Source organism: Halomonas sp. LBP4 (assembly GCF_003202205.1).
GTDB classification, from domain to species: Bacteria; Pseudomonadota; Gammaproteobacteria; order Pseudomonadales; family Halomonadaceae; genus Halomonas; species Halomonas flagellata.
The window spans coordinates 143,972-160,538 of the sequence record NZ_PDOG01000006.1; the positions used below are offsets into that span (position 1 = coordinate 143,972).

Here is a 16,567-nt window from a genome sequence, read left to right on the forward strand (position 1 = left end):
TATTTAGACGATATTTTTCAGTTGGTTGGGTAGTGATAGCGAGATGCCCGAGAGCCGGGTGCCACGGGCCATGTCCGTGCACACCCGTCGCGGGGTTGACGCCGCCCCGCTCATCCACTAAATGTATATACAAATACAACGCTACCGCAGGAGGCCCCGATGGCAGGCAACCCGAAGCCCCCCAGACTCTGGCGCGACGTCGTCCTCTTCGACGGGCACGACACCCGGGCCGAGCCCATGGCCGTCGTCGTCGAGGCTGGCCACATCTCCCGCGTGATGCCGATGACCGAGCTCGACCGCGACGTCGCCGCCGGCTGCCGGGAGATGGGGCGCGGCGGGGTGATGACTCCCGGGCTGGTGGACTGCCATACCCACCTGGTGTTCGGCGGCTCCCGGGCCGACGAGTTCGAGCAGCGGCTGGAGGGCGTCAGCTACGAGGAGATCGCCCGTCGCGGCGGCGGCATCCTCAGCACGGTTCGCGCCACTCGCGCAGCCAGCGAGGACGAGCTGTTCGCCCAGGCCAGGCCCCGCCTGGAGGCGCTGATGGCCGAGGGCGTCACCACCGTGGAGATCAAGTCCGGCTATGGGCTCACCGTCGCCGACGAGCTGAAGATGCTGCGGGTGGCCCGCCGCCTGGGTGAGTCCCTGCCGGTGCGGGTGATCACTACCCTGCTCGGCGCCCACGCCCTGCCCCCCGAGTTCGCGGGCGACAGCGACGGCTATATCGAGCTGGTCTGCCGGGAGATGATCCCGGCGGCGGCCGAGCAGGGCCTGGCCGATGCCGTGGACGTCTTCTGCGAGAAGATCGCCTTCTCGGTGGCCCAGTGCGAGCGGGTCTTCGAGTCGGCCGCGGCCCATGGCCTGCCCGTCAAGGCCCACGCCGAGCAGCTCTCCAACCTGGGCGGCAGCGCCATGGCGGCACGTCACGGGGCGCTCTCGGCGGACCACATCGAATACCTGGACGAGGCCGGCGTGGCCGACCTGCGCGAGGCGGGCAGCGTCGCGGTATTGCTGCCCGGCGCCTTCCATACCCTGCGCGAGACCCGGCTGCCGCCCATCGAGGCGCTGCGCGCCGCCGCCGTGCCCATGGCCATCGCCACCGATGCCAATCCCGGCAGCTCGCCGATCTTCAACCCGACGCTGATGCTCAATTTCGCCTGCACCCTGTTCCGCCTCACCCCACGGGAGGCCCTGGCCGGCATGACCGCACAGGGTGCCCGCGCCCTGGGGCTGCATGAACAGGATGACGGTGGGCACGGCCGCGTCACGGCAGGTGCCCCGGCGGATCTCTGCTGGTGGGACGCCGAGTCCCCCGCCGCCCTGGCCTATGCGGTGCAGCCCGGCCGCCTGCGTCAACGCATCTTCAATGGGGAGGTGACCCATGACACTGCACATGCTTGACCCCATCGACATGTCCCCCTGGGCCGGCCGAGAGGATCCGGAGCCCAACAGCCTGCGCTGGCACCAGGTCGTCGAGCCCCTGACGGTGGACAGCCCCGCCGGCGTGGCGCTGCTCGGCTTCGCCTGCGACGCCGGCGTGGCGCGCAACCAGGGCCGCATCGGCGCCGCCGCCGGACCGCGGGCCATCCGCAAGGCGCTGGCTCCCCTGGCCTGGCACCGCCAGGCGCCGGTCCATGACGCCGGCGACGTGGTCGGCCACGGTCACGGCGGCGACGACGGCATGGAGACCGCCCAGAAGCGCCTCGCCGAGTGCCTGGCCGCCCTGCTGGCGGCCGGCCATCGACCCATCGTGCTGGGCGGCGGCCATGAGGTGGCCTTCGGCAGCTGGTCGGGGCTGGCACGCCATCTCGAGGCAGAGGGCGACGAGGCCCCGAGCGTCGGCATCGTCAACCTCGACGCCCACTTCGATCTGCGCGACCCGAGTCACCTGTGCTCCTCCGGCACCCCCTTCGCCCAGATCGCCGCCGAGTGCCAGACCCGTGGCTGGCCGTTCCGCTACGCCTGCCTGGGCGTGAGCCGCGCCGCCAATACCCGGGCGCTGTTCGCCCGCGCCGCCGACCTCGAGGTGCTGGTACGCGAGGATCGCGAGATCACCGCGACGAGCCTCGAAGCGATCGCCGCCGAGTTGGACGCCTTCATCGCCGGGTGCGACCACCTCTACCTGACCATCGACCTGGACGTGCTGCCCGCCAGCGAGGCCCCCGGCGTCAGTGCCCCGGCCTCTCATGGCCTCTCGCTTCCCCTGATCGAGCGGCTGCTCGAACGGGCGCGCGACAGCGGCAAGCTGCGCCTGGCCGACATCGCCGAGCTCAACCCGAGCTTCGATATCGATGGCCGCACCGCCCGGGCGGCGGCGCGACTCATCCATCACCTGACGCTGACCTGACACGGCGCATCACGCACTCCCGGCGCCGTCAGCCACCGACGAAGCCTTACCACCACGACACGAGAGTCCATGACCATGACCCAGCACCAGCCCATCAGCACCGATTCCCGTCACGACCCCAGCCGCCGGGTCGCCGCCCCCACGGGCACCGAACTCAGCTGCAAGAGCTGGCTCACCGAGGCGCCGCTGCGCATGCTGATGAACAACCTCCACCCCGACGTGGCCGAGCGCCCCGAGGACCTGGTGGTGTATGGCGGCATCGGTCGCGCCGCCCGCGACTGGCCGTGCTACGACAAGATCGTCGAGACCCTCCGTCGTTTGGAAGACAACCAGTCGCTGCTGATCCAGTCGGGCAAGCCGGTGGGGGTGTTCGAGACCCACAGGGACGCGCCGCGCGTGCTGATCGCCAACTCCAACCTGGTACCGGCCTGGGCCGACTGGGAGCACTTCAACGAGCTCGATCGCCGGGGCCTGATGATGTACGGCCAGATGACCGCCGGCTCGTGGATCTACATCGGCTCCCAGGGCATCGTCCAGGGCACCTACGAGACCTTCGTCGAGGCCGGCCGCCAGCACTACGACGGCAAGCTCACCGACCGCTGGATCCTCACCGCCGGCCTCGGCGGCATGGGCGGCGCCCAGCCGCTGGCGGCAAGCCTGGCCGGCGCCTGCTCGCTGAACATCGAATGCCAGCAGTCGCGCCTCGACTTCCGCCTGCGCACCCGCTACCTGGACGAACAGGCCACCGATCTCGACGACGCCTTGGCGCGTATCGAGCGTTACACCAGCGAGGGCAAGGCCGTCTCCATCGGCCTGTGCGCCAACGCCGCCGATATCCTCCCAGAGCTGGTCAGGCGCGGCGTCAAGCCGGACATGGTCACCGACCAGACCAGCGCCCACGACCCGCTGCACGGCTACCTGCCCGCCGGCTGGAGCTGGGACGACTACGTGGCACGGGGCATCTCCGAGCCCGAGGTCACCGTCAAGGCCGCCAAGCGCTCCATGGCCGTGCATGTCCAGGCGATGCTCGACTTCCAGGCGATGGGCGTGCCGACCTTCGACTACGGCAACAACATCCGCCAGATGGCCCAGGAGGAAGGGGTCGAGAATGCCTTCGACTTCCCCGGCTTCGTGCCGGCCTACATCCGCCCGCTGTTCTGCCAGGGCATCGGCCCCTTCCGCTGGGCGGCGCTCTCCGGCGACCCGGAGGACATCTACAAGACCGACGCCAAGGTCAAGGAGCTGATCCCCGACGACCCGCACCTGCACAACTGGCTCGACATGGCCCGGAAGAGGATTTCGTTCCAGGGGCTGCCGGCACGCATCTGCTGGGTGGGCCTCAAGGATCGCGCCCGCCTCGGCCAGGCCTTCAACGAGATGGTCGCCAGTGGCGAACTCAAGGCGCCCATCGTCATCGGCCGCGACCACCTCGACTCCGGCTCGGTGGCCAGCCCCAACCGCGAGACCGAAGCCATGCGGGACGGCAGTGACGCCGTCTCCGACTGGCCGCTGCTCAACGCCCTGCTCAACACCGCCGGTGGCGCGACCTGGGTCTCGCTGCACCACGGCGGCGGCGTGGGCATGGGCTACTCCCAGCATGCCGGGGTGGTGATCGTCGCCGACGGCACGGACGACGCCCACGCCCGCCTCGGGCGGGTGCTGCGCAACGACCCGGGCACCGGGGTGATGCGCCACGCCGACGCCGGTTACGAGATCGCCAAGACCTGCGCCCGCGAGAACGGACTCGACCTGCCGATGCTCGATAAGTAAGAGCACGACCACAAACGTCCGGCGCGATGAGCGCCGGGGACAAGGCGTAGCGAGGGTCATTCGCCAGGGATGGCGAATGTAGCGCCCAGGGACGGGTTCACAGCGCCCTCGCGCAGGCTTGTCGCCGGAATAGCTCATCGCTCTACGCCGCACACACCTTTCTCAGGAGAGCCACTTCATGCCCCATCTAGAGATCCACCCCGGCACGATGACCCTGGCCCAGGCACGCCGGGTCTTCGAGACACCGGCCCGGGTCAGCCTGCCGGCGAGCGCCGATGCGGCGATCCAGCGCAGCGTCGACTGCGTCAACCGCGTCGTGGCCGAGGACCGCACCGTCTACGGCATCAACACCGGCTTCGGCCTGCTGGCCCAGACCCGCATCGAGCAGGAGCACCTGGAAGACCTGCAGCGCTCCCTGGTGCTGTCGCATGCCACCGGCGTCGGCGAGCCCATGGACGACGCCCTGGTGCGCCTGATCATGGTGCTCAAGGTCAATAGCCTGGCGCGCGGCTTCTCCGGCATTCGCCGCGAGGTGCTCGACGCCCTGGTGGCGCTGATCAATGCCGAGGTCTACCCGCATATTCCGCTCAAGGGCTCGGTGGGCGCCTCGGGCGACCTGGCGCCGCTGGCGCATATGAGCGTGGTGCTGCTCGGCGAAGGCAAGGCCCGCCACCGGGGCGAGTGGCTCCCCGCCCGCCAGGCCCTGGAAGTGGCCGGCCTCCAGCCGCTCTCCCTGGCCCCCAAGGAGGGCCTGGCGCTGCTCAACGGCACCCAGGTCTCCGCGGCCTATGCCCTCAAGGGGCTGTTCGAGGCCGAAGACCTGTTCGCCGCCGCCACGGTGTGCGGCTCGCTGACCGTGGAGGCGACGCTCAGCTCGCGGGCGCCCTTCGACGCGCGCATCCACGAGGTGCGTGGTCAGCCGGGGCAGGTCGATGCCGCCGCGGGCTATCGTCACCTGCTCGGCCGCCGCAGCGAGATCAGCGACTCCCACGTCCACTGCGGCAAGGTACAGGACCCCTACTCGCTGCGCTGCCAGCCCCAGGTCATGGGGGCCGTCCTGACCCAGATCCGCCAGGCCGCCGAGGTGCTGGCCGTCGAGGTCAATGCGGTGTCGGACAATCCCCTGGTCTTTGCGGCCGAGGGGGACATCATCTCCGGCGGCAACTTCCACGCCGAGCCGGTGGCCATGGCGGCGGACAACCTGGCCCTGGCCATCGCCGAGATCGGCTCGCTCACCGAGCGGCGCATCTCGCTGATGATGGACGAGCACATGTCCCGGCTGCCGCCCTTCCTGGTCGAGCACGGCGGGGTCAACTCCGGCTTCATGATCGCGCAGGTGACGGCCGCCGCCCTGGCGAGTGAAAACAAGGCCCTGGCCCATCCCCACAGCGTCGACAGCCTGCCGACCTCGGCCAACCAGGAGGACCACGTCTCCATGGCCCCGGCCGCCGGCAAGCGGCTGTGGGAGATGGCCGCGAACGTGCGCGGCATCCTCGCCATCGAGTGGCTGGCCGCCTGCCAGGGGCTGGACTTCCGAATGGATGGGAATGGCCATCGCCTCACCACCACAGAGCCGCTGGAACGGGCACGCCACGCCCTGCGCGAACGCGTGGCCCATTACGACAAGGATCGCTTCTTCGCCCCCGACATCGAGGCCGCGACCGAGCTGCTCGAATCCCGCGTCCTGAACGCCCTGGTGCCGCAGTCACTGCTACCCAGTCACTGACGGTCGGCCTCCCTTGACGTACCATCCTCCGCCCCGGGGCTTCGGCCCCGGGATGTCGCCGCCCTCAATCAACGACAAGAGCCAAGCATGAATGCCATCGTTCTGGCCATCCTGGTGATGGTCACCCTGAGTCTCGCCCGCGTTTCCGTGGTCTTCGCGCTGATCGCCGCCAGCCTGGTCGGCGGTCTCCATGCCGGCATGCCGCTCGCCGATATCCTCGACGCCTTCAACGACGGCCTCGGCAACGGCGCCACCATCGCCCTCTCCTATGCCGTGCTCGGCGCCTTCGCCGTCGCCCTGTCACGTTCCGGGATCACCGAGTTGCTCGCCAACCGGGCGATTCGCGGCCTCGACCTGGATGACGACAGCGGCAATCGCCGCCTGGTCGGCTACACCCTCCTGGGCGCCCTGCTGGCCGCGGCGGTCAGTTCCCAGAACCTGATCCCGGTGCATATCGCCTTCATTCCGGTGCTGGTGCCGCCGCTGCTCAAGTTGATGAACCACCTGCGGCTCGACCGACGGGTGGCCGCCTGCGTGATCACCTTCGGCATCACCGCGCCCTACATGCTGCTGCCGGTAGGCTTCGGCTCGATCTTCCTCAACGACATCCTGCTGGCCAATCTCAACGAGAGCGGCGCGGCACTGGGGCTGGAGGTGACCCGCCAGATGGTGCCCCTGGCCATGGTGATTCCCATCGGCGGCATGGCGCTGGGCCTGGCCGTGGCGGTGCTGTGGAGCTACCGCAAGCCGCGCCACTACGAGGATCACGACCTGGCCCACGGCGACGAGACGCCGGCCGAGGCGGCCCGTCACCTGGCACCCTGGCAGCTCGGCGTGCTGGCCGTGGCCCTGGGCGGCACCGTGGCCATCCAGCTGCTGTCCGGTTCCATGGTGCTCGGCGGTCTCTTCGGCTTCGCCCTGCTCTCGATGAGCGGGGTGTTCCGCTGGCACGAGCAGGACAGCATCTTCACCGAGGGCATGCGCATGATGGCCCTGGTGGGGTTCATCATGATCTCGGCGGCGGGGTTCGCCAGCGTGATGCAGGCCAGCGGCGAGGTGGAAGGGCTGGTGGCCGGCTCCGCCGAGCTGATCGGCGACAACAAGGGGCTCGCCGCCTTGATCATGTTGCTGGTCGGCCTCTTCATCACCATGGGCATCGGCTCGTCGTTCTCGACGATCCCGATCATCGCCTCGCTCTACGTGCCCCTGGCGCTGGGCTTCGGCTTCTCCCCCATGGCCACCGTGGCCCTAGTGGGCACCGCCGCCGCCCTGGGCGATGCCGGCTCGCCGGCCTCGGACTCGACGCTGGGGCCGACCGCCGGCCTCAACGCCGACGGTCAGCACGACCATATCTGGGACTCGGTCGTCCCCACCTTCCTGCACTACAACATCCCGCTGATCGCCTTCGGCTGGCTCGCCGCCATGCTGCTCTAGGAGCCGACACTGCCGGGGGTTATCACCCACTTGGGCGCGGTGCCTTGTCCCGGATCACTGCGGTGCAACACGGGGTGTGCTACATCTGTCGCCTTGGCAGCGGTTACAGTGACACCCCGTGCCGGAGGTAACAGGATGCCCGAGCACAAGCCCCACGAACGCCCCAGCTGGCATGCCCTGCCGGCCGAGGAGTCGCTGACGCGACTCGACGTCACGCCGCGGGGATTGAGCGGCCAGGAGGCCCATGCGCGACATCATGGCCCGACAGCCCCGCGACCCAGACGCCTCCCTGATCAACAGCCGCTTCCTGATCCACAGCTCGCTGTCGATGACGGGAATCTTCGGCAGCCGGCCGGTGTGGATCGCCATCGCCCTGGTGGTCGCGCTGCAGCTGGCCTGGACCTACCTGCCCTTCATGCAGCTGATCTTCGGCAGCGCCGCCCTGGGTCTCGTCCACTGGCTGGTGATCCTCGCCGGCAGCGTGGCGATCCTGCTGATCGTCGAGTTGGAGAAGTGGGTGTTGCGCCGCCGCACCACGGGCGGCGCCCGGCCAGTGGTCCCCGGGGCACCGGACACCGCAAGGCCGAGGCGCGCTGATATATGGCATCACTCGAGGAGTTGGGCCAACTGGCTTTCCAGCTTGGGCAGCTGGCCTTCCACGACACCCCAGACGATCCGTTCGACGGCCTGTTGCATGTCATGGAGGTATTTGCGCGGTTCACGCCGCATAGAGCAAGGCCTCGCTTTGCTCGACACTCTGCCGGAACCACGGATTGGAAAGTGCATGGGGCGTCACCAGGTCAACCGGCCGCTCGAGCCGCGCTTCCAGTGCCGCCTTGAGGGAGAAGAAAGCGTCGGCCACCTCGACAGGGGATAGCTCGGGCTCGAACTCCACCAGGAAATCCAGATCGCTGGCGTCTGAAAAATCACCTGCGACGGCCGACCCGAACGCGGCCAGACGACGGACACCGTAACGACGACACAGTGTCTGGATATCCCCTCGTGCACTCTCCAGCAATGCGATCATGTTCCCCCCGATGACGCCTTTCGCCTTTGCCTGATCATAGCATCGAATGACGCTACCCCCGACGCTTGGTGCGGGCGGTGGCCTCGGCGGTCATGGGATCCTCGGGCCAGGGGTGCTTGGGGTAGCGCCCGCGCAGGTCCTTGCGCACCTCCGGGTAGCCGTTGGCCCAGAAGCTCTCGAGGTCCCGGGTGACCTGCAGCGGGCGCCGCGCCGGCGAGAGCAGGTGCAGCAGCACCGGTACGCGCCCGCCGGCGATGCGCGGCGTCGCCCGCCAGCCGAACACTTCCTGCAGCTTCACCGCCAGCACCGGCTCGCCGCCGTGCCGGCAGGGCCCGTAGTCGAGCCGGATATGGGAGCCGCTGGGCACCGCCAGCCGCTCGGGGGCGAGCTCGTCGAGACGCGCGCGCAGCGACCAGTCGAGGCCGTCGAGCAGGATCCGCCCCAGCGGCAGCTTGTCGACCGCCTCGAGCCGTGTCACGCCGTCGAGGTGCGGGCCGAGCCAGTCGGCGAGGGTGGCGAGCAGCGCCCCGAGGGACCAGTCGGGCCAGTCGCCGCCGAGCTCGCGACGCAGCAGCGCCACCCGGCCGAGCAGCTGTTCGGCGGCCTCGTCGAAGGCCAGCCGCCCGCGGCGGCGAAGGGCGGCCAACAGCGCCTGGCGCACGGCCTCCGGCGGCAGCGCCTGCAGGGGCCGGCGTTCCAGCACCACCGCGCCCAGGCCGCGGACCTGCTCGCCGATCAGGCGGCCCTGCTCCTCGGACCACTCCAGGCTCGCCCGCCATTCGCGTGTCTCGGGGTAGAGCGCCTCCAGCCGGTCGGGGGCGAGCGCCACGGCGCGAAAGATCCGCGCCCCGCTGGCCTGGCCGTCGAGTTCGGCCGCCACCAGCAGCTCGGCATGGGCCAGGGGGTGATCCTCGGGCAGCGTCGCCAGGCCCCCGCCGGCCAGGCGAAAGCGGCCCGGCCCGACCTGGTGCGCCGTCCGTTGAGCCACCCGCTCCGGATAGGCCAGCGCCAGCAGTGCGCCGAGGGGCGCCAGGTTCGCCACCGCCAGCCGGCAACCGCCGACCTGCGCCAGCCGGCGGGCGTCCTGCTGCCACTGGCGATGGGCCCGGCCATCCGCCAGGCGTGCCTCGAGCGCCCGCTCCAGGTCCTTCTCGCCCTCGAGGTCGCGCCCCTCCAGCAGCGCCACCAGGGCGCAGGCCAGGGGCTGCGCGTCGAGGGCGACGGCACGCTCGAGCATCACCGCCAGCCGCGGATGGGTCGGCCAGCGGCTGCAGGCGCGCCCCAGCGCGGTGAGATGGAAGGCCTCGTCCAGCACCCCGAGTCGCCGCAGCAGGTCACGCCCCGCGGCCAGGGCCGCGGCGGGCGGCGGGGTCACCCAGGCCAGCTGGTTCGGCTCCGTGACGCCCCAGCGGGCCAGCTCGAAGGCCAGCGGCGCCAGGTCGGCCTGGCGGATCTCCGGCTCGCCGTGGGGCATCAGCGGCTGCTCCTCGGCCCACAGGCGCACGCAGACCCCGGGGCCCTGGCGCCCGGCGCGGCCGCGGCGCTGGTCGGCGCTGGCGCGATTGACCCGCCGCGTCTCCAGGCGGGTGAGGCCGCTGCGCGGCTGGAAGACCGGCACCCGCTCCTGGCCGGCATCGACGACGATGCGCACGCCGTCCACGGTGACGCTCGACTCGGCGATGGCGGTGGCCAGCACCACCCGGCGCCTGCCCGCCGGGGCGGGGCGCAGGGCACGGCGCTGGGTTTCCAGCGGCAACCGGCCGTGCAGTTCCATGATGGCCAGGTCCGGGCGCCGGCCGGCCAGCTCCCGCGCCAGGCGGCGGATCTCGCCGACGCCGGGCAGGATCACCAGGGCATCGCCCTCGCCCGCCTCCAGTGCCCCGATCACCGCCCGGGCCTGCTGGGAAGCGGCCTCATCGCGGCTGGCCAGGGAGCGATAGCGAGTCTCCACGGGAAAGGTCCGGCCCGGGCAGTCGATCACCGGGGTCGCCTCGCCCAGCGTCTCGAGCAGCGAGTCCACGTCCAGGGTCGCCGACATCACCAGCAGGCGCAGGTCGTCACGCAGGCCCTCCTGGGCATCGAGGGCCAGTGCCAGGCCGAGGTCGGCCTCGAGGCTGCGCTCGTGGAACTCGTCGAAGATGACGCCCGCCACGCCCTCGAGCATGGGGTCGTCCTGGAGCATGCGGGTCAGCACCCCCTGGGTGACCACCTCGAGCCGGGTGTTGGGCCCCACGCGACTCTCGCCACGCATCCGATAGCCCACCGTCTCCCCGACCGTCTCCCCCAGGGTTTCCGCCATGAAGCCCGCCGCCAGCCGCGCCGCCACCCGCCGCGGCTCCAGCAGCAGCAGCCTGCCACCCCGGCGCTCATCCCGGCACCAGGGCTCGTCGAGCAGCGCCAGCGGCACCCGGGTGGTCTTGCCGGCGCCGGGCTCGGCCACCAGCAGTACGCGGCTGTGGGCCGCCAGTGCCGCGCGGATGGCGTCCAGCCGCGCCTCGATGGGCAGCGTCGACGGCCAGGTCATCGGGCCTCGCGCGGCCTGACCCCGCACCCCTTGAGGATCACCCGGGTCAGGAAGGCGGTGATCTGCTCCACGTCGGCATCGGAGAGCTCCTCCTTGCCGGTGATGCCGAGCACCTGGGTCTCGAAGTCGGCGTAGTGCTGGGTGGCCGACCAGATCAGGAAGATCAGCCACACCGGGTCGACCGGGTCCATCAGGCCGCGCTCCGCCCACTGCTCGAAGACCCGCGCCCGGGCCTGCACCCAGTCGCGCAGCCCGCCGCTCAGGTACTCCTGCAGGAAGGGTGCCCCGCCGAGGATCTCGGCGGCGAACAGCCGGGACCCCTCCGGGTGGCGGCGCGACAGCTGCATCTTGCTGCGGATAAAGGCCTCGAGGACTTCCGCAGGATCGTCCTCCACCGATATATCATCGAGCAGCGCATTCCAGCGCTCCATCATCCGCTCCAGCAGGCGCACGTAGAGCCCCCGCTTGCTGCCCATGTAATAGAGCACATTGGACTTGGGCAGCCCGGCCTGCTCGGCGATGTCCTGGAGGCTGGCGCCGCGATAGCCGTGCCGGGCGAAGACCCGCTCGGCCGCCGCCAGGATCTCGCGCTCGTTACGCTCGCGCGTCATGCCGTTGGTTTCCCCCTTCTCACGCACGCTCCTCTCGGGAGGCGTCTTCCACTGCGTCATCGGCAACCTCACTGCCCCATGTCGTGTCCGGGCCCTCGTCCAGGCGATCAAGTGTTCGGGATAGTGCACCAGCCCTGTGAAGGGTGCAAACGGGCTTGCAAACCGATCGATTCTGAACCATGCTGGAAACATCCTGACCGAATGGTCAACAGCTGCACGGCATCAGCCACCCACATCAACAAGAGACACTCAACAAGAGACAAGGCGATGATCGATTTCCTGCTCAACGGGCAGCCTCGCCGCTGCGAGGCCTCCCCCGAGACCAGCGTGCTCGAGCTGCTGCGCGAGACGCTCGGCCAGACCGGCACCAAGGAGGGCTGCGCCTCGGGCGACTGCGGCGCCTGCACCGTGGCCATCGGCGAGGCCGGGCCCGACGGGAGCGTCCGCTACCACAGCGCCAATGCCTGCATCACGCCCGCCCACCAGCTCCACGGTCGCCACCTGGTCACCGTGGAAGGACTGGCCCAGGGCGACACCCTGCATCCCGCCCAGGCGGCCATGGTCGAGTGCCACGGCAGCCAGTGCGGCTTCTGCACCCCGGGCATCGTCATGTCGCTGTTCACCCTGCACGAGCAACAGCACCACACCCCGGCGCCGCTGACCCCGGCGCCGCTGACCCCGCAGCGGCTGGAGGCCGCGCTCGGCGGCAACCTCTGTCGCTGCACCGGCTATCGGCCGATCCGCGACGCCGCCCTGACCATGGGCGAGCATCCCGAGCAGCGTCCGTTGTGGCTCGATGCGGCGGCGCCGCCACCCGCCGCCCCGGAGACCGATGCCCGCTTCGCCCAGCCGGCCACCCTGGCAGAACTGGTCGAGCTGCGCCGCCGCCACCCCGACGCCCGGCTGGTGGCCGGGGCCACCGACCTCTGGCTCGAGACCACCCAGCGCCTCGAGCGCTTCGAGCGGCTGATCGACGTGACCCGGGTCGCCGAGCTCAACGCCATCGAGGAGACCACCCTCGACGACGGCCGTCCCGGCTGGTGGATCGGCGCCGCCGTCACCTATTCGCGCCTGGAGCCGCTGCTCGAGGAGCATTTCGAGCCCTTCGCCCACCTGCTGCATCGGCTGGGGTCGGCCCAGATCCGCAACCGCGGCACCCTGGGCGGCAACGTCGCCAACGCCTCACCCATCGGCGACACTCCGCCGGTGCTGCTGGCCCTGGGCTCGCGGCTCTGGCTCACCGGCCCCGAGGGCGAGCGCGAGCTGCCGCTGGACGACTTCTTCCTCGACTACAAGAAGACCGCGCTGGGCGAGGGCGAGTCGATCCGCGCCATCTTCCTGCCCCGCCCCGAAGCGGGCCGGACCCTCAAGGTATGGAAGCTGTCCAAGCGTCGGGAGGACGACATTTCCGCAGTGCTCGGCGCCTTCAGCTGGAAGCTCGAGGACGGCATCCTGCGCGAGGTGCGCCTGGCCTTCGGCGGCATGGCGGCGACGCCCAAGCGCGCCGCCGCCGCCGAGGCCGCCCTGGAGGGGCAGGCCCCCTCGACCGCCGCCTTCCAGGCCGCCCGGCTGGCGCTTACGCGAGACTTCCAGCCCATGAGCGACGTGCGTGGCAGCGCCCACTACCGCCAGCTCTCCGCCGCCAACCTGCTCGAGCGCCTGCGCCTGGTCCTGCTTCGTGACCACCAGATGCAGCCGTCGTCCCACACCGACCGGGAGGTGATGCTCCATGCGTACGCTCACTAAGTTCGTTCAGGCGCCCGGCGCCGCACCAGACGTCTCGGACGACTCCGCCAGGGCTCGCGAAACGCAGCGGGGTCGGATCGAGGGCGATGGCCCCCAGGCCCGGGAGACCACCAACCGCGATGACCGCCCCGCCACCAGCCGAGGAGCGGCCGGCAGCGCCAGCGCCCACGAGAGCGCGGTCAAGCATGTCACCGGGCGCGCCGCCTATATCGACGACATCCGCGCCCCCGCCGACTGCCTGCACGTGGCGCTGGGCCTCTCGCCGGTGGCCCACGGCCGGCTGACCCGCCTCGACCTGGAAAGGGTCAGGGCGATGCCCGGCGTGGTGGACGTCATCGCCATCGGCGACGTGCCCGGCCACACCGATATCGGCCCGGTGTTCCCCGGCGACCCCATCTTCGTCGAGGAGGAGATCAGCTACGTCGGCCAGGTGCTCTTCGCGGTGGCCGCCGAGAGCCACCGCGCCGCCCGCGAGGCGGTGCGCGCCGCGGTGGTGGAAATCGACGAGCAGCCGGCCAGCCTCGACCCGGTGGCGGCCGCCGAGCGCGGCGAGGTCGTGCGCCCCACCCATGTCCAGCAGAGCGGCGACTGGCAGCGGGCGCTGGCCGAGGCCGCCCATGTGGTCGAGGGCGAGCAGTTCGTCGGCGGCCAGGAGCACTTCTACCTGGAGGGGCAGGCCTGCCTGGTGCAGCCCACCGAGGACGAGGGCGTGGTCGTCTATACCTCCAACCAGCACCCCAGCGAGACCCAGAAGCTGGTCGCCGAGGTGCTGGGCATCCCCTTCCATGCCGTCACCGTGGAGATGCGCCGCATGGGCGGCGGCTTCGGCGGCAAGGAGACCCAGGCCTCCCCCTGGGCCTGCATCGCCGCGCTGATCGCCCGTCGCACCGGGCGCACCACCCGCGTCCGCCTGCCGCGGGCCGAGGACATGCGCGTCACCGGCAAGCGCCACCCCTTCCACAACCGCTACCGGCTCGGCGTCGATGACCAGGGGGTGATCCAGGGGGGCGAGATCACCGTGATCGGCGACTGCGGCTACTCGCCCGACCTCTCCGAGGCGATCGTCGACCGCGCCATGTTCCACTCGGACAACGCCTACTCCCTGGGCGAGGCCCGGGTCACCGGCCATCGCGCCCGCACCCACACCGCCTCCAACACCGCCTTCCGCGGCTTCGGCGGTCCCCAGGGCATGATGGTGATCGAGGCGGCCATGGACGACATCGCCCGCCGGATCGGCGAGGATCCGCTGACCGTGCGCAAGCGCAACCTCTACCGCGAAGGCCGCAACGTCACCCACTACGGCCAGACGGTGGACCAGCTCGCCCTGCTCCACGACCTGGTGAGACAGCTCGAGGCCAGCAGCGACTACTGGGCCCGCCGCCGGGCGATCACCGAGTTCAATGCCGAGAGCCCGGTCATCCGCAAGGGCCTGGCGCTGACCCCGGTGAAGTTCGGCATCTCCTTCACCGCCAAGCACCTCAACCAGGCCGGCGCCCTGCTTCACGTCTATACCGACGGCAGCGTGATGATCAACCACGGCGGCACCGAGATGGGCCAGGGGCTGCACACCAAGATCTGCCAGGTGGTGGCCCGGGAGCTCGCCCTCGACCTCGACACGGTGCGCATCACCGCCACCCGCACCGACAAGGTGCCCAATACCTCGCCCACCGCCGCCTCCAGCGGCGCCGACCTCAACGGCCAGGCCGCCCGCGACGCCTGCCTGAAGCTCAAGGAACGGCTGTTCGACTTCGCCAGCGAGCACTTCTTCGCCGAGCTCGGCGGGCTGGACCGCGAGGGCATGCGCCTGGAGGCCGGCCACCTGGTGGCGGGCGAGGGCGAGAGCGAGCGGCGCATCCCCTGGGGCGAGCTCGTCCAGGCGGCGTATCTCGCCCGCATCTCGCTCTCCGAGAAGGGCTTCTACGCCACCCCGCTGATCCACTACGACCGCGCGACCGGCAAGGGCCGGCCCTTCTACTACTACGCCCATGGCGCCGCCGTGGCCGAGGTCAGCGTCGACACCCTCACCGGCGAGTACCAGGTCGACCGGGTCGATATCCTCCACGACGTGGGCGACTCGCTGAACCCGGCCATCGACCTCGGCCAGGTCGAGGGCGGCTTCATCCAGGGCGTGGGCTGGCTGACCAGCGAGGAGCTGAAGTGGAACGAAGCCGGCCGGCTGATCTCCGACGGCCCGGCCACCTACAAGATCCCCACCTACGGCGACCTGCCGCCGGTGTTCAACGTCACCCTGCTGGAGGGCCACCCCAACTCCATGGCCAGCATCTACCGCTCCAAGGCGGTGGGCGAGCCGCCCTTCATGCTCGGCATGTCGGTGTGGTCGGCGCTGCGCGACGCGCTCGCCAGCCTCGCCGACTACGGTGAAGCGCCGCGGCTCGACACCCCGGCCACGCCGGAACGGGTACTGCTCGCCGCCGAGGCGGTGCGCTCGCGGCACCATCCCTGGCCGCCGGCGCAGGGGGACGCATGATGGCCCGGCGTCCTGAACGGGAGCGGCGTCCCGAAAGCTGGCACGCCGCCCTGCACCGCCTGCAGCGCGACGGCCTGCCCCACGCCCTGGCCACCCAGGTCACCAGCGCCGGCTCCACGCCCCGGGAGCCCGGGGCGCGGATGGTGATCACCGCCGACGCGGTGTTCGACACCCTCGGCGGCGGCACCTTCGAGTGGCAGACCATCGCGGCGGCCAGGGAGCGCCTCGCCTCGGGCGAGCCGGGCATGACCCTCGAGGCCTTCTCGCTGGGCGGGCGCAGCGGCCAGTGCTGCGGCGGCTTCGTCAACGTGCTGATCGAGGTGTTCCCGGGCAGCCGGACGACCCTGGCCATCTTCGGTGCCGGTCACGTCGGCCAGGAACTCGTGCGCCTGGCCGCCCCGCTGCCCTGGCGGGTGCTGTGGCACGACAGCCGTGACGACGCCTTTCCCGACTGGGCCGCCGGCCAGCCGGGGCTCGAGTGCCGTCACGCCCCGGACCCGCAGGCCGCGGTGGCGGCCCTCCCCGCCGGCGTCCACGCCCTGGTGTTGACCCACGACCACGCCGAGGACCGCGCCCTGGTCGACGCGCTGCTCGGGCGAGCCGACACGGCGTCGCTGGGCCTGATCGGCTCGAAGAGCAAGTGGGCCAGCTTCCGCACCCGGCTCAGGGCCGCCGGTCATTCGGACGAGACCCTGTCCGGGGTACGCTGCCCCATCGGACACTCGGGGGGCGACAAGACCCCCTACGCCATCGCCCTGGCCGCCCTCGCCGAGCTGCTGCCGCTGGTCGAGACGCCCGAGCGCGGCGACCAGCGCGGCCTCGACCCCGACGAGCTGCGCCGGGTCTTTTCCTAAGCCCCCTGTGGGGTCAGACCCCAAAGTCCGCTGAGGGGTC

The 16,567-nt window shown here is 70.9% G+C and carries 11 protein-coding genes and 1 pseudogene; 9 read left to right on the plus strand and 3 right to left on the minus strand.

From position 1 onward, the window contains the following. Positions 1–159 precede the first annotated feature (159 nt). The 6 genes from hutI (at position 160) to CR157_RS23125 (ending at position 8,154) form a co-directional block, all read left to right on the plus strand. Positions 160–1,401: an imidazolonepropionase gene (hutI, locus tag CR157_RS18230; protein WP_110284965.1), complete on the plus strand. Its 1,242-nt coding sequence runs from the start codon at positions 160–162 to the stop codon at positions 1,399–1,401. Then, positions 1,382–2,347: a formimidoylglutamase gene (gene hutG / locus CR157_RS18235; RefSeq protein WP_258364228.1), complete on the plus strand. Its 966-nt coding sequence runs from the start codon at positions 1,382–1,384 to the stop codon at positions 2,345–2,347. The genes hutI and hutG overlap by 20 nt, the downstream gene beginning before the upstream one ends. 75 nt (positions 2,348–2,422) lie before the next feature. Beyond that, the gene (gene hutU / locus CR157_RS18240; protein WP_110285022.1) at positions 2,423–4,117 is read left to right on the plus strand and encodes a urocanate hydratase; all 1,695 of its coding nucleotides are present in this window, start codon (positions 2,423–2,425) and stop codon (positions 4,115–4,117) included. A gap of 178 nt (positions 4,118–4,295) precedes the next feature. Further along, a complete protein-coding gene (gene hutH, locus CR157_RS18245; protein WP_110284966.1) occupies positions 4,296–5,843 on the plus strand; it encodes a histidine ammonia-lyase in 1,548 nt (515 codons plus the stop codon). An 87-nt stretch (positions 5,844–5,930) separates the two neighbouring features. Beyond that, the gene (locus CR157_RS18250; protein WP_110284967.1) at positions 5,931–7,277 is read left to right on the plus strand and encodes a Na+/H+ antiporter family protein; all 1,347 of its coding nucleotides are present in this window, start codon (positions 5,931–5,933) and stop codon (positions 7,275–7,277) included. A gap of 256 nt (positions 7,278–7,533) precedes the next feature. Beyond that, positions 7,534–8,154, plus strand: a complete 621-nt coding sequence (locus CR157_RS23125) for a cation transporting ATPase C-terminal domain-containing protein (RefSeq protein WP_373681028.1) — start codon at positions 7,534–7,536, stop codon at positions 8,152–8,154. On the opposite strand, the pseudogene CR157_RS23375 reads toward CR157_RS23125, so the two are convergent. The 3 genes and pseudogenes from CR157_RS23375 to CR157_RS18270 form a co-directional block, all read right to left on the minus strand. Further along, positions 8,065–8,304, minus strand: a pseudogene (locus CR157_RS23375) (nucleotidyltransferase family protein); the annotation flags it as partial. The gene CR157_RS23125 and the pseudogene CR157_RS23375 overlap by 90 nt on opposite strands. Before the next feature lie 52 nt (positions 8,305–8,356). After that, entirely contained in the window at positions 8,357–10,828 is a 2,472-nt protein-coding gene (gene hrpB, locus CR157_RS18265; protein ID WP_110284969.1) for an ATP-dependent helicase HrpB, read from the minus strand. Continuing rightward, a complete protein-coding gene (locus tag CR157_RS18270) occupies positions 10,825–11,439 on the minus strand; it encodes a TetR/AcrR family transcriptional regulator (protein WP_181422117.1) in 615 nt (204 codons plus the stop codon). Before CR157_RS18270 ends, hrpB begins: the two co-directional genes overlap by 4 nt. 267 nt (positions 11,440–11,706) lie before the next feature. Between CR157_RS18270 and xdhA the strand changes: the two genes are divergently transcribed. The 3 genes from xdhA to xdhC are packed head-to-tail and all read left to right on the plus strand — an operon-like array spanning position 11,707 to position 16,527. Further along, a complete protein-coding gene (gene xdhA / locus CR157_RS18275) occupies positions 11,707–13,185 on the plus strand; it encodes a xanthine dehydrogenase small subunit (RefSeq protein ID WP_110284971.1) in 1,479 nt (492 codons plus the stop codon). Further along, positions 13,169–15,673 (plus strand): xanthine dehydrogenase molybdopterin binding subunit, encoded by a 2,505-nt coding sequence (gene xdhB, locus CR157_RS18280; RefSeq protein ID WP_110284972.1) that lies wholly within the window; start codon positions 13,169–13,171, stop codon positions 15,671–15,673. Before xdhA ends, xdhB begins: the two co-directional genes overlap by 17 nt. After that, positions 15,670–16,527 (plus strand): xanthine dehydrogenase accessory protein XdhC, encoded by an 858-nt coding sequence (xdhC, locus tag CR157_RS18285; RefSeq protein ID WP_258364230.1) that lies wholly within the window; start codon positions 15,670–15,672, stop codon positions 16,525–16,527. The genes xdhB and xdhC overlap by 4 nt, the downstream gene beginning before the upstream one ends. The last annotated feature ends 40 nt before the right edge of the window (positions 16,528–16,567 follow it).

Excerpts from the sequence above, each read along its gene's own strand:
- hutI (WP_110284965.1), top strand. The coding sequence starts at position 160 with ATGGCAGGCAACCCGAAGCCCCCCAGACTCTGGCGCGACGTCGTCCTC.
- hutG (WP_258364228.1), top strand. The coding sequence starts at position 1,382 with ATGACACTGCACATGCTTGACCCCATCGACATGTCCCCCTGGGCCGGC.
- hutU (WP_110285022.1), top strand. The coding sequence starts at position 2,423 with ATGACCCAGCACCAGCCCATCAGCACCGATTCCCGTCACGACCCCAGC.
- hutH (WP_110284966.1), top strand. The coding sequence starts at position 4,296 with ATGCCCCATCTAGAGATCCACCCCGGCACGATGACCCTGGCCCAGGCA.
- CR157_RS18250 (WP_110284967.1), top strand. The coding sequence starts at position 5,931 with ATGAATGCCATCGTTCTGGCCATCCTGGTGATGGTCACCCTGAGTCTC.
- CR157_RS23125 (WP_373681028.1), top strand. The coding sequence starts at position 7,534 with ATGGCCCGACAGCCCCGCGACCCAGACGCCTCCCTGATCAACAGCCGC.
- hrpB (WP_110284969.1), bottom strand. The coding sequence starts at position 10,828 with ATGACCTGGCCGTCGACGCTGCCCATCGAGGCGCGGCTGGACGCCATC.
- CR157_RS18270 (WP_181422117.1), bottom strand. The coding sequence starts at position 11,439 with ATGACGCGCGAGCGTAACGAGCGCGAGATCCTGGCGGCGGCCGAGCGG.
- xdhA (WP_110284971.1), top strand. The coding sequence starts at position 11,707 with ATGATCGATTTCCTGCTCAACGGGCAGCCTCGCCGCTGCGAGGCCTCC.
- xdhB (WP_110284972.1), top strand. The coding sequence starts at position 13,169 with ATGCGTACGCTCACTAAGTTCGTTCAGGCGCCCGGCGCCGCACCAGAC.
- xdhC (WP_258364230.1), top strand. The coding sequence starts at position 15,670 with ATGATGGCCCGGCGTCCTGAACGGGAGCGGCGTCCCGAAAGCTGGCAC.